This is a genomic window from Virgibacillus kimchii, from assembly GCF_055379185.1.
The window spans coordinates 3,704,563-3,719,737 of record NZ_AP043951.1; the positions used below are offsets into that span (position 1 = coordinate 3,704,563).

At 40.5% G+C, this 15,175-nt stretch carries 15 protein-coding genes; 11 read left to right on the plus strand and 4 right to left on the minus strand.

What is annotated here, in order from left to right; genetic code table 11:
• The first annotated feature begins 15 nt into the window (after positions 1 to 15).
• Both ACZ42C_RS18025 and ACZ42C_RS18030 read left to right on the plus strand, forming a co-directional pair.
• A complete protein-coding gene (locus ACZ42C_RS18025) occupies positions 16 to 645 on the plus strand; it encodes a PepSY domain-containing protein (protein ID WP_461180511.1) in 630 nt (209 codons plus the stop codon).
• 430 nt (positions 646 to 1,075) lie between these two features.
• Entirely contained in the window at positions 1,076 to 1,372 is a 297-nt protein-coding gene (locus tag ACZ42C_RS18030; RefSeq protein ID WP_461180512.1) for a CD3324 family protein, read from the plus strand.
• A gap of 65 nt (positions 1,373 to 1,437) precedes the next feature.
• Here ACZ42C_RS18030 and ACZ42C_RS18035 read toward each other — a convergent pair whose 3' ends face one another.
• Positions 1,438 to 1,983: an NADPH-dependent FMN reductase gene (locus ACZ42C_RS18035; protein ID WP_461180513.1), complete on the minus strand. Its 546-nt coding sequence runs from the start codon at positions 1,981 to 1,983 to the stop codon at positions 1,438 to 1,440.
• An 853-nt stretch (positions 1,984 to 2,836) separates the two neighbouring features.
• Here ACZ42C_RS18035 and ACZ42C_RS18040 point away from each other — a divergent pair.
• From ACZ42C_RS18040 to ACZ42C_RS18065, 6 genes are all read left to right on the plus strand, one after another.
• On the plus strand, positions 2,837 to 3,007 hold the full coding sequence (locus tag ACZ42C_RS18040) for a hypothetical protein (RefSeq protein ID WP_461180514.1): 171 nt from the start codon (positions 2,837 to 2,839) through the stop codon (positions 3,005 to 3,007).
• Positions 3,008 to 3,314: 307 nt separating this feature from the next.
• Positions 3,315 to 4,010 (plus strand): ABC transporter ATP-binding protein, encoded by a 696-nt coding sequence (locus ACZ42C_RS18045; RefSeq protein WP_461180515.1) that lies wholly within the window; start codon positions 3,315 to 3,317, stop codon positions 4,008 to 4,010.
• Complete coding sequence (locus ACZ42C_RS18050; protein WP_461180516.1) at positions 4,007 to 5,398, plus strand: hypothetical protein; 1,392 nt, start codon at positions 4,007 to 4,009, stop codon at positions 5,396 to 5,398. The genes ACZ42C_RS18045 and ACZ42C_RS18050 overlap by 4 nt, the downstream gene beginning before the upstream one ends.
• Positions 5,399 to 5,692: 294 nt before the next feature.
• Complete coding sequence (locus tag ACZ42C_RS18055) at positions 5,693 to 5,962, plus strand: glutaredoxin family protein (RefSeq protein ID WP_461180517.1); 270 nt, start codon at positions 5,693 to 5,695, stop codon at positions 5,960 to 5,962.
• A 70-nt stretch (positions 5,963 to 6,032) separates the two neighbouring features.
• Positions 6,033 to 6,419 carry a YppG family protein gene (locus ACZ42C_RS18060; RefSeq protein ID WP_461180518.1) on the plus strand — a complete coding sequence of 129 codons (387 nt, stop codon included), beginning with the start codon at positions 6,033 to 6,035 and terminating at the stop codon, positions 6,417 to 6,419.
• 160 nt (positions 6,420 to 6,579) lie between these two features.
• On the plus strand, positions 6,580 to 7,281 hold the full coding sequence (locus ACZ42C_RS18065) for an alpha/beta hydrolase (RefSeq protein ID WP_461180519.1): 702 nt from the start codon (positions 6,580 to 6,582) through the stop codon (positions 7,279 to 7,281).
• 73 nt (positions 7,282 to 7,354) lie between these two features.
• Here ACZ42C_RS18065 and ACZ42C_RS18070 read toward each other — a convergent pair whose 3' ends face one another.
• A complete protein-coding gene (locus ACZ42C_RS18070) occupies positions 7,355 to 8,209 on the minus strand; it encodes a DegV family protein (RefSeq protein WP_461180520.1) in 855 nt (284 codons plus the stop codon).
• Positions 8,210 to 8,427: 218 nt separating this feature from the next.
• The gene (locus tag ACZ42C_RS18075; protein WP_461180521.1) at positions 8,428 to 9,333 is read right to left on the minus strand and encodes a DMT family transporter; all 906 of its coding nucleotides are present in this window, start codon (positions 9,331 to 9,333) and stop codon (positions 8,428 to 8,430) included.
• 465 nt (positions 9,334 to 9,798) lie between these two features.
• Here ACZ42C_RS18075 and ACZ42C_RS18080 point away from each other — a divergent pair, with 465 nt between their 5' ends.
• The 3 genes from ACZ42C_RS18080 (at position 9,799) to ACZ42C_RS18090 (ending at position 14,294) form a co-directional block, all read left to right on the plus strand.
• A complete protein-coding gene (locus ACZ42C_RS18080) occupies positions 9,799 to 11,262 on the plus strand; it encodes a degradosome RNA helicase CshA (protein ID WP_461180522.1) in 1,464 nt (487 codons plus the stop codon).
• Positions 11,263 to 12,352: 1,090 nt separating this feature from the next.
• Positions 12,353 to 12,832: a PH domain-containing protein gene (locus ACZ42C_RS18085; RefSeq protein WP_461180523.1), complete on the plus strand. Its 480-nt coding sequence runs from the start codon at positions 12,353 to 12,355 to the stop codon at positions 12,830 to 12,832.
• Complete coding sequence (locus ACZ42C_RS18090; protein WP_464891301.1) at positions 12,822 to 14,294, plus strand: PH domain-containing protein; 1,473 nt, start codon at positions 12,822 to 12,824, stop codon at positions 14,292 to 14,294. The genes ACZ42C_RS18085 and ACZ42C_RS18090 overlap by 11 nt, the downstream gene beginning before the upstream one ends.
• Before the next feature lie 27 nt (positions 14,295 to 14,321).
• Here ACZ42C_RS18090 and ACZ42C_RS18095 read toward each other — a convergent pair whose 3' ends face one another.
• On the minus strand, positions 14,322 to 15,083 hold the full coding sequence (locus tag ACZ42C_RS18095; RefSeq protein WP_461180525.1) for a rhomboid family intramembrane serine protease: 762 nt from the start codon (positions 15,081 to 15,083) through the stop codon (positions 14,322 to 14,324).
• Positions 15,084 to 15,175: the final 92 nt, after the last annotated feature.

A 15,175-nucleotide genomic window follows, 5' to 3' on the forward strand; every position in this document is an offset into this window, starting at 1 on the left:
GCAAGGAGGAGCGCTGTGAAGAAAAAAATAAGCATGATTGCGGCAATCGTTATAGGTGCAGCGGTACTGGGTATAGGGATTTATCAGTCCGATGCCGTCCATGGTGAACCTGATTTGTCTCAAGAAGAGGTCCGGGATATTGTGAAATCCCAGTACCCGGGTGAAATTACGGAAATTATCCTGGAATCAGGTGCGCAGACTGCTGTATATGAAGTCAAATTGGAATATGACGGAAATGGCTACACCCTGAGGATCGACGGAAATAATGGAGAAGTGCTCGACATGCAGGAGGAAGAACTGCCGGAGCCGCGGGAAAAAGACGGAACAAATGATGCTTCTTCAGACCAGAATCGTTCAAACAGTGAACAGGAAGATGCACAAGAACAGCAAGAACCAGAAAAGGAAGATGAACAGGAAAAAGAGGATGAAACACCATCAGGAGAAAGGTCGACCATTGATACGGAAGAAGCCCGTAATATTGCATTAAATGAATTCGATGGAATAGTAACTTCTTTGGAATTGGATGAAGAAGATGGCCGCCTGATTTATGAAATAGAAATTGAAAGAGGAGATCATGAAGCAGAAATTGAAATTGACGCATTTACCGGAGAAATACTAGTTATTTCCATTGATATAGATGATTAAGAGGTGTCACCTAAATCTGAGGTGGCACTTTTTTCAGAAATAAATATAAGAAAAATATAATTATAACCAAACTTTCCCTTGTTTGCCTTCGTAGACTATGAGTTAATTAGGGTATCGGGCCGATAGACATTGGGAAAGGAGGCTGATTATGATGATCACAAAAATTGAGGTGATTTCCGCTTAAGCGGGAATGGAAAAAAATAGGGCCGTTAACTGCGGTCCTATTTTAAATTAGTTTAATTCGGAACATTAGCATTTCAAATATCAGATATATTGATTATACTTTTATATATATATCCGGGAAACCTCCTGGTGTATAGCCATTTAATCAGAAATAAAAATGAAAAGGAAAGGAGACGAGGTGTGATGAATAAGTTAAAACGTTACTCAATATTAACCTGCCTATATTTGGAAGAGGAGGAAAAGAACAGTGCAGTACAAAAATGGAAAAGAGGTGCTTCCCCCTAGTTTGCTGAAAGAAATGCAGAAATATATCCAGGGCGAACTGGTTTATATTCCAAAAGCTAAAAATAAGCGGGCTGGCTGGGGAGAAGTGAACGGATCCCGCCAAGTCATTAAAAAACGCAATGAAACGATATATGAACTATATAAGGAAGGTAAGAGTCTGGAAGACCTGGAATCGATGTATAACTTATCTGTGGACAGCATACGAAAAATCGTTTATCAATTGCGTGGCGTAAATAATGATGCTGAACAAAATTCTTAGTGAAAAGCGCAGTGAACAAAACAAACATGCTCACTGCGCTATTGGATGCCTGAATTTACATTCATTCATTCTCTGTTATTAATTCCTTTCTGCAGATAAATCATTTCTTCGGCCAGTTTTTGGATTCTATCTGAAACATTGCGATCTATTATTTCCTCACTTTCTTCATTAAATGCATCATTCTGTATATAGACGTTCCCTGTTGGTATGAGTCCTTTAAAGTAAGAAAGGACTGGCTTCAACTGATATTCCGGTACAAGAAAATGTTTTTCGGACCATCCGGTTGCCACGATACCGGTCACTTTAAACTTAAAAACATTTTCAGGCAGATGATCCAACAGATTTTTTAACGCACCTGAAATGGACGCCTGATAAATTGGCGTGCCAAAAACCAGCAAATCAGCCGAGGAAATTTTGCTTACGACCTCCCATGTATCGTCATTATAATCAACCAATGGAGCACCAATGGCAAATTCAACGTCATAATCCCTCAAATCAATCAACTCTGTCTGTATGGAAGAATCGAAGAGCTGCGCAGCGACTAAAACATCATTAACAGCAAGGGAGGTTTTTTCACCTGCCAGTGCTCCGGATACGCCAACAAGTTTCATTATTATAAAAACTCCTTTTTTCATAATACGATGCACGCTTGTATGCCATTTTATATGAATTATATGTCAACAACAAAAAAATATGGTGGTTTGTACTATATTTTACTTGTTTTCGGATTAAGGAAAAACTTTTTATACATTTGCTTCTTCAAACGCTTTTCCGTTAAATACATAGTTATTTCTCGGTATAGTGAAAGTGACAGAATGACCTTTCTCTGCTTCCATCTTTATATATATTTCTTAAGGACTTTATTTGCCCTTTCACTTGATTCGTATTTTCCCAGAATATTGCTCCACTCGCTGAAAAAGCTCCTGCCGATCACCCCTTCTATGTACTTCCCATTCTTTTACATTCATCAATTTTTTCATTTGATAAAAGTACCCAAAGCATATAAACATAACCCCCCCTACAGATAAAACTTTACAGCTCCTAAAGACTCTGAACAATAAATTTCTCCTATAATGATAAACTTCTATGGACTAAGAAACAATAATGCCGCATAAACGCGGCAATATTTTTCCCTTTTTGTTGAAGATCCAGGGATTAATTTGTTCACTTAAGGCAACTTATTTCTGTAGTAAAAAATAATTATACTTATTCTTTCCCTTGTTGGACTAGCTTCCGTCGTGCATTAATAGATATGTCGCAAATAATTATGGTGAGAAAGGGGCGGATGAAAATGCAGCTAATAATCAAAGTGAGGACAATAAGATGGACATAAAAGTTCGGGTAGAAGTTAATGAAAAGCATCCGTATTTTCTTATCACTAAGTTGACTTGTGTAATATAAATAGAATTATTTTTAAATATGTGAACCAGAAGCCTTCCCGCATTATGAAAGGAGAAGGTTAACGTGAATTTTCATACAGACATTTACAAAAGTATAACCAAAGATCGGTTGGCACGACTTAAGAAAGAAACCTATGAAAACCATCGTATTTATAAAGATACAGACTCAACAAAATGGAATATGAAAAAGGAATTATATCCCATTCGGGTATTACAGCGTTGGAAGGCAAGATAAAGTATAGGAAGTTGGATGTTTATATTTTCAGTATAGTGCGCGAAGTGAATACGAAAATAAATGAAAACAGAACCTGATTATGTCTTTGAGAGAACCACTCAGGTATGGCATTGCATGAAAACAAATGAAAGAGGCATTCGAGAAAGCTGCTTAGGTATTTCATTGCATAAAATATACACGATGGAATACCTGAGAGGTTCACGTCATATGCGGTGGTGCTGATTTGATGTTGGATTTCTCTTACCCGGTGAAACCTTTCCTCAGTCATCAACGTATCTGAATTAGTGAACAGGTAAGGGGGATCTGCATGAAAGCATTGGAAGTAAAAAACGTTACAACAACAATTTCAAACACTACTCTTTTGGAGGATATCAGCTTTGACTTAAAAGCTGGATCTATTATGGCTTTAGTGGGACATAATGGCGCAGGAAAATCGACATTGTTTAAAACCATTCTCGGTATGCTGGAAAAAGTTTCGGGAAAAATTACAGTAAATGAAACCTATGATCAGGATGGTTCCTTTTTAACTTTTAAACGAATGATATCTTATCTGCCGGAAGAACCGCTATTATTAACAGAACTGACGGCAATGCAGCACTTCCAGCTGTACGGCATGAGCTATGAAATCTCCAAAGACGATTTAACAGAACGTATTGACCAATATATTTCCGGATTCGAACTGAAAGACAAATTACATGAGTACCCGGAAGCATTATCGAAAGGAATGCGGCAAAAAGTACAAACGATATGCGCCTTACTTCCGGACACTCCGATTATACTAATCGATGAGCCGTTTATCGGTCTGGATATTTATGCCATGGATTATCTGCAGGAAATTATTAGAGGGAAAGCCAAAAAAGGGACAAGTATATTGATAACGACACATCAACTGGAAAGAATTCGGGATCTTGCAGATACGTTTGTTATGCTGCAACATGGTAAAATACAGCGTCAGGGATTCATCAGCGAGTTTGATACGATTCAGCGGAGAACAGAAATATGATTCGAAAAACTTCTGTCTGGAAAGCGTATCTGTTTATAAGTAAAAATCGTTTCCGTAAAAAAAGCAAGCTCATTAAAACAGCATTGGAACTGGTTATTGATAAGACGACAGCTGTTTATCTCATGCTATTTTTTGGTTACATATTTGCCGCCTTGTTTATATTTGGGGATATTATAGAAGAGCTTACGCCGTATTTCAATTTGCTGGAAGCACAGGCCGAGGCCGCATTTGGAATTTTACTAACGGCATTGCCTGCATTATATGTTTTTAAAGCTTTCAGTGAACCGGGTATCCGATTTTCCAGTTCGGAATATCAATTAAGCCTCCTGCCGTATAACAGGAATAAAGTCTGGCTGATCGCTCTCATGGAAAAGCTGGTAAAATATACAGTAATCCATAGTATAGTTTTTGGAGTTGTGGCAGTTGTAACACCGATATCCGCTAAAATTGTATTTTCATTGATGGCAATATTTATCGCATATGAAGTAATCATGTCTGTACCACAATGGAAGCTGTTTCAGCAAAAATTATGGGTGAAAGTCATACTGCTGCTTATTGTCATCGGCATAAACATGCTTGGACTGGCCATAGGATCCCCTGTAACCGGGCTGATGTTGGCTGGAATCATTGTCCTTTCCCATATTTTTCTCATGCCGAGGGTATTCCAGCGAATTAACTGGTCTCGAGTAACAGAAGTAAGTGATTACCATTTATGGAACATGCAAGTGCTCAGGTATGCCTCCCAAACTAAAATGAAACGACCGAAAAAATTTGGTGTTTTCCAAAACAGCCCAGGAAGAAAAGTTCCTTTCCGCACGAATCAGGCAATCTACCATCGAATGTGGAAAGTGTATCTGTTTAATAATTATGAGCTATTGTTTCGACTGATCGGAGTACTGTTTATCATGTTGGTGGTATTGCCATTTATTCATGCTATCGCGCTGCCGATTGGTATAGCAATTGCGGTATATGCTTATAGTTCTGTCATGTCTATTTTTTTCATGGATCGTTTTCAGGCTGATATTTTGCAGGCGATGCCATGGGATTTAATCGGCTTCCGAAGAAGTTTCTTTACATGGACAGCTGCGGGGGGTATTATCCTGTTCATTCCTGCGGTTATTGGAATGTATGTAGTTGCAGATTACTGGGTTTTTCTTTATATACTACTTGTGGTCAGTGTGTTTTTATATAGTTTTTTTCTAAAAGTAAATAAATCCATGGTTATCCTGGCGAAAAAATCAAAAGTTTTTCAGGTGGAAGAAGCTATACATATTCTTAGTATTATTTTGGTCGGTTTTAGTGGAGTATATCCAATGTTAACTTTGACATTCCCGCTGATCTTGCTGCTTGCCAGGAAACAAATGCAGATGGATGAAAAATTTATCTAAGTGTGACGAATATCATAGCAGATCGTTTTAATCTGCGGTATGATCATCATGGGGATACGGGATGTCTCTGGTCTATCTTGATGTGCAGGCAAGTCGGTATGTCTGCACTGCTTAGGGAAGCAAGCTCTGTTACAGAGTTTGTTTCTCCTTTTTTTAGTTGCTTTATTTATTTCTGTAAATAAAATGTAAAAAAAGAAAACTTTTTGTAATAATTTTAATGAAAATGTGGTTTAGCCAATACAAAAAAGGGTATGTATAAGCGTAACACATTTTGTCAGCAGGGAGGAAGACAGCATGATTGACAAAGAGGTTGTCGTATATATCAGCGATGACAGCAAAAAGTGTGACCAGCTGCTCGCTGAGTTGGATCAGCTGGATGTTAATTATAAAACAAAAAATGTTACTAAAAATAAAAGCTATATGAGAGATCTGCAAAATGAAGGTGTTTATGGAACACCTGCCACATTTATTGGTAATGAAAAGAATCCAATACTCGGTTTTCAGAAAAGTACAATTATAAAAGCGTTGAAGGATGGGGAACAGGATTGGAATCAGTACTTTTAGATGGAGCACAATCTTATGAATAAGTGCATAGATTATTACAGATAATTCTGTGCAAAAGAGGTGTGTATGCATGATCCATCGTTCTTATTACCCTCCGCACCCGGAGCAGCCTTATTATCACTTTAATCAGGAAATGAACCAGGTTCCACAACAACCATTGCACGACCATCCTCCAATTAATAGGCCGCCTGTCCAGCAAACGCCATACGAATACTTTGCCAAACCGCAGCAGCCCAATTGGCAGAACTTTTCCCAACAGCAAACACAAATACAGGGAAATCATCCTCCCCGTCCACCAATAAAACCAGCCGGTGGTATTATGAGTAACTTCCAAAAAGAGGATGGGAAAGTTGATATCGACAAAATGTTAGGTACGGTAGGACAAATGGCAAATACGTATCACCAGGTTTCTCCTATATTTAAACAGTTTGGTACTTTTTTGAAAGGGTTCAGATAGGTGTTAATTAAGCTGATGCTCGTTGATTCGCATCGGCTTTTTGCGGTGTTTGGTAAAATAGTCCATGTTTGGCAAAAGAAGAAGGATGAATAAGAGATTATCAATCATATTTTTCTGCAGAAAGGGTAAATGTATGATGAGAGCATAGAGGTGAGTAAAAATGATAGGTTGTTTAATGATACACGGGTTTACCGGAAGCCCTTATGAAATTTCGCCGCTGGCAGACCATTTGGAACAAAATACAAATTGGGAAATAGAAGTGCCCACACTGCCTGGGCATGGAAAGCATCTGGATTTAAGGGATGTTTCCCATGAAAACTGGATTGATACTGCTGAAGAAGAACTCCAAAAATTGGCACAAAAATGTGATGAAATATACTTGGTCGGCTTTTCCATGGGAGGGATGATCGCTTCCTATTTAGCCGCGAAATATGAGGTGGAGAAGCTGGTATTGCTTGCAACTGCAGGAAAATATTTATCTTTTAAGCAGATAGGCATGGATATGGGAGAGATATTAGCTGATGGCATTAAAGGAGAGCTTGACAGTAATAAAATGTATCTGCATTATAAAAATAAAACCGGGCATGTCCCCTTTAAAGCCAATATAGAATTTATGAAATTGGTAAGGTTCACGAGAAAGTACTTAAATAAAGTAAAGACACCTGTGTTAATTGCACAAGGACAGCAGGACGGAATGGTACCGTATAAAACTGCATATTATTTGGATAAGGAAATTAAATCCGAGGAAAAAGAAGTGGTTTTCTTTGAAAGGTCCAAACATCTTATTTGTTTGGGCAACGATAAAGACACCTTAAACACAATGGTACTTGAATTCCTGCAGAAACCGGTGAATGCCATTTAAGGACGGGGATGGGGCTAAGTCATCTTCTTTGAGTTAGTAAACAGACTTTTGTCCCAGTCCCGCCCTATGCATTTCAATCTTTAAAAAAAGCAATGACCAATGCCCCTTTGCCGCCATAAGTGGAAATTAATGGGCCGGTTTCGGTGATGGCGGAACCCTTAAATGAATACCTTTTCTTTATTTGAGCAAGTACTGATTCAGCTCTTTCTTCATCATTGCAATGTGTCATGACAATCATTTTATCTTCCACATTCTTCGTGTACTCCCCGATTTGCTCAACAAAACGGCGGATAGATCTTTTTTCGCCGCGCACTTTTTCAGTTACTTCAATGGTGCCTTCTTCACTCCTCCTCATTAATAACTTGATGTTCAAGGTTTTGGCAATGGTGCCTTTCACTTTATCCAAGCGTCCGCCCATGATTAACTTCTCCAATGTCTTTAATACGAATAACGTCGTTGTCTTTTCTATTTTGCGGGAAAGATGGGAAACAATATTTTCAAATGTTTCTTTCGCAGCAATCTTTTTGTTGGCCTCGTGAAGCAGTAGTGCGACACCACAGGAAGCGGTTTTCGTATTGAGCACTTCGATGACACGATCAGGCTCTTCCTCCAACAGCATATTTTTCCCGGCAACGGCGTTATCAAATGTACTGCTGAGCCCTTTTGAAATACTGAGCATAATAATGGGTTTTTGGGCATCAATTTTCTTGTATGCTTCATAAAAGTCATGCGGACTCGGTGCAGCAGACTGGGGCAGTTCATTTGTTTCTTTTATTTTCCGGTGAAAAGCAGGCAAATCCAGATCGACTCCACTTTTATATTCCCCATCTTTAAAATGCAAATATAGAGGAACAACCTGCACATTCATTTCCTGACTCCATTGCTCGGGTATATCTGCTCCACTGTCCGTCATTAATTGTATGTTCAAAAATATCACCTTATTTCTGTTTGTTATGTTTAGTATACCAGTAACATCAAAGTTATTATATACTATTTCCCCGTTTTCCTGGATGGTAATCGTTATGAAGCAACCGGGGATACATTCTCATTTCCGGTGGATGACAGCTATCATGGAAATACTAAAATGTATCGTGAATTGAACCTGTATTACTTTTGCCGAAGAGGCGGATCAACAGGACTGTTGATTCAGCTTTTTTTCGAAATGGTGACGGATGGCTTTCTTGTGGTGCTCATAATGAAAAGGAACAAGCCGAATAAGATGATGGATCCGCCGAGCAGTTGGGACCATGTGACGATTTCCCCGAGTATGATGTATGCGAGTATGGTTGCTCCTACGGGTTCAAATACGGTTCCCATGGATATAGTTGAAGTACTTAGCCATTTCAGTGCCCAGTTGAATAGTGAGTGACCCAAAAAAGTCGGAAAAATGGCCAATGCTAGAAATAACCACCAATGATCGGCGGGATAACCGGTAAAATCATTTTGCAGTACAATATTATATAAAATTAATGAGATGGAAGCGACCCCGTAGACGAGAAAGGTATAGGTCATTAAAGACAGGTTTCTTCTGGCGGATTGCCCCATAAGAAAATATACCGTAATTGCTACGGCCCCAAGCAGGGCAAGTATATCACCGAGAAATGCCATGCCGCTGATCTGAAAATCTCCCCAGCTGATGATAATACTGCCGAATAAAGCAATAAGCATACTTATAATGGTGCCGGGAGAAAACCGTTCCTTGAAAAACAGGTATGTACCCAAAAAAGCAAATATCGGCTGTAAACTGACAAGTACAACCGAACTGGCAACAGATGTATAATTTAAAGATTCAAACCAGAGAATAAAATGAGCAGCTAAAAAGATGCCCGCAAATATAGATAAAATCCAGTCTCTATTGGATATTTTTTTAAATTCATGACGATATTTCATTAAGATAATTGGCAACATAAGTAATGCAGCAAATAATAGCCGGTAATTTGCAATAATAGCTGCAGGTGCTTCCTCAGCCAGTCTTACAAGTATGGCGGAAGAAGATACAGTAATTACCCCAATAACCACTGCTGCATGCGGATTAAATGGAGGGAGTCGCATCCAGGAACCTCCTTGTATATTCATGGTGTGTTATAGTTTATCATGCTCGGGAATAAAAATCATTTAACATGTTAGTATCACCTTTGATAATGTGATATGATGATACAGATAAGATGACGGGTTCTTTTTATAATGGATAGCTATTTGAAATAAATATCATGCACATTTCCATTTGGAAATGATAAAATTTCAATATATACGTTTATCGAGCCTTCATGGATAAGCCCATAGGTTTACGGATAAATATGGACGGGAAACGGTTTGTAATTAACACATGTGAGGAAAATTTAAAATACAGGGATGGTATTATTTTCAAAGATCAATGTTACAATAAAGTTTTTTTCGAGGAGGCAGCCACGTATAGCGTAAGGGAAAGGCAGCCTTATGCGAGCCGCCATGGTTTTTATCCGTGTATAAAAACGCCATAATTAAATGAATTCGCAACAAAAAGGAGTAGAGTATCAGGTGACAACATTTAACGAACTAAATATTTCAAATCCGATTATGAAAGCATTGGAAAATATGGGGTTTGAAGAAGCAACACCAATTCAATCAGAAACAATCCCATATGGAATGCAGGGACATGATGTGATTGGACAAGCCCAGACGGGTACCGGAAAGACAGCTGCTTTTGGTATACCGATGATCGAGAAAATCGATGCCAAAAAAAGAAAAATTCAAGGGCTGGTAGTGGCACCGACCCGTGAGCTTGCTATTCAGGTGGCGGAGGAACTGAACAGGCTAAGTAAATTTAAAAGGGTCCGGGCGTTGGCCATATTCGGCGGTCAGCATATGGACCGGCAAATCCGGGCGTTGAAAGAAGGACCGCATATCGTTGTGGCTACACCGGGAAGATTGCTTGATCATATGCGCAGGAAAACCATTAAGGTAGACATGGTGGAAACGACTGTATTGGATGAAGCGGATGAAATGTTAAACATGGGCTTCATCGATGACATCCGCGACATTTTGAAAGCAATTCCCGAGGAAAGACAAACATTGTTATTCTCTGCAACTATGCCTAAGGAAATTCGTGATATTGCCACTAATATGATGAAGAGCCCAAAGGAAATTAAAGTAAAAGCGAAAGAAATGACGGTAGAGAATATTGATCAGTTTTTCATAGAGATTCCGGAGAAATTTAAATTTGATACATTAAACAATCATTTGGATATCCATTCACCGGAACTGGCTATCGTCTTCAGCAGAACCAAGAAGCGGGTGGATGAAATAACGGAAGGCCTGCAGGCAAGGGGATACCGGGCAGAAGGAATCCATGGTGATCTGACTCAGGGAAAACGCATGTCTGTATTGAATAAATTTAAAAATGGCCGCGTGGATGTCCTGGTGGCAACCGATGTGGCGGCAAGAGGCCTGGATATTTCCGGTGTGACCCATGTATATAACTTTGATATACCACAGGACCCGGAAAGTTATGTGCACCGCATCGGCAGGACCGGAAGAGCAGGACGTGCGGGAGAAGCAATCTCTTTTATTACGCCCAGGGAAATAGCACATCTGCAGTTAATTGAAAAAACAACAAAGAGCAAAATGAAACGGCTGGTACCGCCTACCATTCATGATGCACGCAAGGGACAACAGCAGGTGACGGTCGATAAAATACTGAAGACCATTGAAGAATCAGATTTAGAATCATACAAGCAAACGGCGAATGATCTGCTTGAAGATCATGATTCCATTTCTGTCATTGCAGCTGCCTTAAAATTGATGACGAAAGAAAGAAGAGATACACCGGTAAGAATTTCTTCCGTTGCACCGATCAGCGTGAAAAAAGCACAGCGTTCCAAAGACAATAATCGCCGTTCCAATAACAAGAGATTTTATGGAAAACGGGGACAGGGAAACCGTGGTCAGGGCGGCAGAAATCAGGGCGGAAGAAACCGTAAAGGGAATTACCACAAACGCTAGAACGCTTGGTTTTTTCTGCGCGTCTGCGCAGTGAAGAATGGGAATTCGCATTGGAAGGTCAGATAGAGTGTTTCTCAGTGCCCTGAAGGGTGGAAATTCGCATTGGTAAGTCAGATAGAGTGTTTCTCAGTGCCCCGAAGTATGGAAATTCGCGTTGGAAGGTCAGATAGAGTGGTTCTCAGTGCCCTGAAGGGTGGAAATTCGCTTTGGTAAGTCAGATAGCCGGCTCCTCAGTGCCCTGAAGGGTGGAAATTCGCATTGGAAGGTCAGATAGAGTAGTTCTCAGTGCCCTGAAGTATGGAAATTCGCATTGGTAAGTCAGATAGAGTGTTTCTCAGTGCCCTGAAGGGTGGAAATTCGCATTGGAAGGTCAGATAGCCGGCTCCTCAGTGCCCTGAAGGGTGGAAATTCGCATTGGAAGGTCAGATAGAGTGTTTCTCAGTGCCCTGAAGTATGGGAATTCGCGTTGGTAAGTCCGATAGAGTGTTTCTCAGTGCCCTGAAGTATGGGAATTCGCGTTGGTAAGTCAGATAGAGTGTTTCTCAGTGCCCCGAAGTATGGGAATTCGCGTTGGAAGGTCAGATAGAGTAGTTCTCAGTGCCCTGAAGGGTGGAAATTCGCGTTGGTAAGTCAGATAGCCGGCTCCTCAGTGCCCCGAAGTATGGGAATTCGCGTTGGTAAGTCCGATAGAGTGTTTCTCAGTGCCCTGAAGGGTGGAAATTCGCATTAAAAGGTCAGATAGCCGGCTCCTCTGAGACCTAAAGGACGAATTGTCCAAGTAAGAAGTCCAATAGAATGAGCCACGGCGCCCAAATGGTTACGTATCCTTCTAAAAAAGGGAAATAATCTATTCAATGACCGGAGATCGGAGCTTAGAAAAATGAAAACAGTGGAGGACGCAGTATAAAGCTCTCACCTTATTCGAAAAAGCTCATAGTCTTAATCAATATACTGAAATAAAGTAATTGGAAAAGCTCTTTTTACAAAGAGCTTTTTTTAACTAAGAAGATAAAAAAGGGTGGCACGCAAAGGGTTGATTTTACTTATCCGTCATCCATCCCATATAATAAATATACAGGAGGGAAGTATTATGAGACAGCCCCCAAAAAATGCTATCGCCAAAGATGCCATTAAAGTCTGGCAAATAACGGGAGCCCTGTTTACCGGATTTCTTTTCCTTGTTACAGCCATTATTGCAACAGTTTCCTATTTTAATGATTTTACATATTGGTTTATGGTGGCAGGTTTAATTATAACTTTGCTGAGTGCATTATTATTTGTTTTCATCCTGCCGAAACTTCGGTGGAGAAGATGGCGCTATGAAGTATTTGAACAGGAAATATATATACAGTACGGAATTTTGATTGTTTCCCGGACGTTGGTGCCGATGATTCGTGTGCAGCATGTGGATACAAAGCAGGGGCCTATATTAAAACAATATTCCCTGGCAACAGTTACAGTATCTACCGCGGCAACTACCCATGAAATACCGGCATTGCTGGAGGAGGATGCTTCGGACTTAAGGGACAGAATCTCAGCATTGGCAAGGGTGGATGAAGATGATGTCTGATGCCCGCCGATTGCACCCTGCAGCAATTTTCTTTAGCCTGACCAAATCACTCAGGGAAATGGTCTTTCTTTTTATCCTTGGTTTTATTACGCTTAGAGAGCAGGGCATTCTGTATTTTTTCATGGTCGTGCTGTTAATCGTGCTGTTAATGATAATATTTAAGACACTGGCGTGGTACCGATTTACATACAGGGTGGAAGAAAATGAGCTTCGTATTGAATATGGCATACTTATCCGCAGAAAAAGATATATTTCCAAAAACCGTATTCAGTCGATCGATTTGACAGCAGGGGTCGTTCACCGTATATTCAAGCTCGTAAAAGTGCAGATCGAAACAGCCGGAAGCAATATTGATGCAGAAGGGTCCCTCAGTGCAGTGCCCCTGGAGGAAGGGGAGCGGCTGCGGGATGAATTGAAGCAAAAGCAAACGCAAGTGCCTGCCGGGGACGAAGTGGAGGATGATTCGGAAGAGAAAGTTGATCCGAGTTTTACCATCTCTTTCAGGCGGTTATTTTTAGCTGGTTCCACATCAAGCAGTATAGGTATTATACTCGCATTTTTTGTTGTGGTGTTTTCCGAATTAGAACAATTTATTCCGGAAGAAGTGTATTCCAATGCCATCCATTGGCTTATCGGTTTAAGCCTGGTACTGATCGCTGTATTTATTATTTTCCTATTGATTGCACTCTGGCTGATCGGAATTGCCGGAACGATGATTAAGTATGGACATTTTACCATTACAAATAGAAGCAGTGAGTTGTTCATTACACGTGGGTTATTGGAGAAAAAGCAGATTACGATACCATTGAATCGTATTCAGGCAATCGGCATTCAGGAAAGCATGATCAGGCAGCCGCTCGGCTATGCCACCATTTTTGCGGAGGTAGCCGGCGGTACACAGGAAAAAGGGGAGGAATTCTCCACGGTCCTGTATCCCCTGATCAAGAAAACGGAAATTGCCCCTTTTTTGCAGGAGATTCTTCCGGATTATGCGATGCAGCCCGGTGAGTGGGAATCCTTGCCAAAAAAATCACTGAAGTATTACCTGTTTCGATCGATGCTGCCGTTTGTACTGCTGGGAGTGGCCATTGTTTGGTTTTTTCCTTCATTCAGCTGGGTAGCGATCATCCTGGTTGTCCTTAGTTTTATCATAGGCTGGCTCAGGCATAGGGATGCCGGCTTTGTCCGGAACGGCGGCATGCTAATGGTAAAATATCGTGTATTCAGCAAAATAACGATGATGATTTATCACCGGAGAATCCAGGCATTTGAGAAAAAGCAGCATTTGCTGCACCGGCGGGAAGACCTGGCTTCCATGGAGCTATCCATTATCGGAAGGTTTGGGGCCGGTAAACATTACAGGTTAAAGGAAATGAAGGTATCGGATACGGATCAGCTGTCCGATTGGTATTCCTACAGGGACAAACAAAATGGGCATGAACATGAAAAGCAGCGGGGTTAAACGGCCCCGCTGCTTGAATTTTTACCATTAAAACATCCTGTTCATTAACCCGAGCAATACAAGGATTCCGAGGATGATCCATATAATATTTTTCTTTAATTTTTCAGGAAACCGTTTTTTTCGCCAACGGTCCGGGTCAAATTGGATTGAACCGTCATCCTCTTTGTGACGGCGGCGGTACCGCCATGGGGAAAACGCCTGTACGCCTGTCAAGATAACTGGAGCTATTGCAAAACCGGCTAAAGCACCAAAGAGATGGGCATGAATGTTTATGCCGGGACGAAGGAATGTCATAATGATACCAATGATAAAAATAATTGTTATTATTTGTGAACTGCCCTGATCAATAAGATGCTTGCGGAAAGCCACCATGAAGATATATATCCCCATCAGCCCATAAACACTGCCGGAAGCACCAACATGTACATACCATATTTCAGAAGGCCCTAATACAAAGGTTGCCACATTTCCGGCAATACCGGTGGCCAGATAAGCCATAATGAATTTAAATCTGCCGAGCATCTGCTCCAAAGCAGGGCCAAAAAGAACAAGGGCAAAGGAATTAAACGCTACATGCATGAATCCTGCATGGAGAAATATTGGTGTCACTAACCGCCAGTATTCCCCCTGAGCGATCAAATAATTGCTCCCGGCTCCAAGCTGATACAGAAAAGGGAATTGCAGGAGATGGGTAATGCCCCACAGTGCCAGATTAATAATTATAATAGTACCGACCACAGGGTAAAATTGCAGGAACTCTTTTATACTTCTTTCGGTTCGGATAAACATTGTATCACCCTAAATTAATTTATTTTCATACATTTCAATCGAAAACGTTTATATATTATAGTTTAGTAATAATAGTAGTAGAGTATGACCAA

What these genes read in the sequence shown, in the direction of transcription:
- ACZ42C_RS18090 (WP_464891301.1), top strand. Translation starts at nt 12,822, where the DNA reads ATGATGTCTGATGCCCGCCGATTGCACCCTGCAGCAATTTTCTTTAGC.
- ACZ42C_RS18035 (WP_461180513.1), bottom strand. Translation starts at nt 1,983, where the DNA reads ATGAAACTTGTTGGCGTATCCGGAGCACTGGCAGGTGAAAAAACCTCC.
- ACZ42C_RS18085 (WP_461180523.1), top strand. Translation starts at nt 12,353, where the DNA reads ATGAGACAGCCCCCAAAAAATGCTATCGCCAAAGATGCCATTAAAGTC.
- ACZ42C_RS18055 (WP_461180517.1), top strand. Translation starts at nt 5,693, where the DNA reads ATGATTGACAAAGAGGTTGTCGTATATATCAGCGATGACAGCAAAAAG.
- ACZ42C_RS18095 (WP_461180525.1), bottom strand. Translation starts at nt 15,083, where the DNA reads ATGTTTATCCGAACCGAAAGAAGTATAAAAGAGTTCCTGCAATTTTAC.
- ACZ42C_RS18065 (WP_461180519.1), top strand. Translation starts at nt 6,580, where the DNA reads ATGATAGGTTGTTTAATGATACACGGGTTTACCGGAAGCCCTTATGAA.
- ACZ42C_RS18045 (WP_461180515.1), top strand. Translation starts at nt 3,315, where the DNA reads ATGAAAGCATTGGAAGTAAAAAACGTTACAACAACAATTTCAAACACT.
- ACZ42C_RS18050 (WP_461180516.1), top strand. Translation starts at nt 4,007, where the DNA reads ATGATTCGAAAAACTTCTGTCTGGAAAGCGTATCTGTTTATAAGTAAA.
- ACZ42C_RS18075 (WP_461180521.1), bottom strand. Translation starts at nt 9,333, where the DNA reads ATGCGACTCCCTCCATTTAATCCGCATGCAGCAGTGGTTATTGGGGTA.
- ACZ42C_RS18060 (WP_461180518.1), top strand. Translation starts at nt 6,033, where the DNA reads ATGATCCATCGTTCTTATTACCCTCCGCACCCGGAGCAGCCTTATTAT.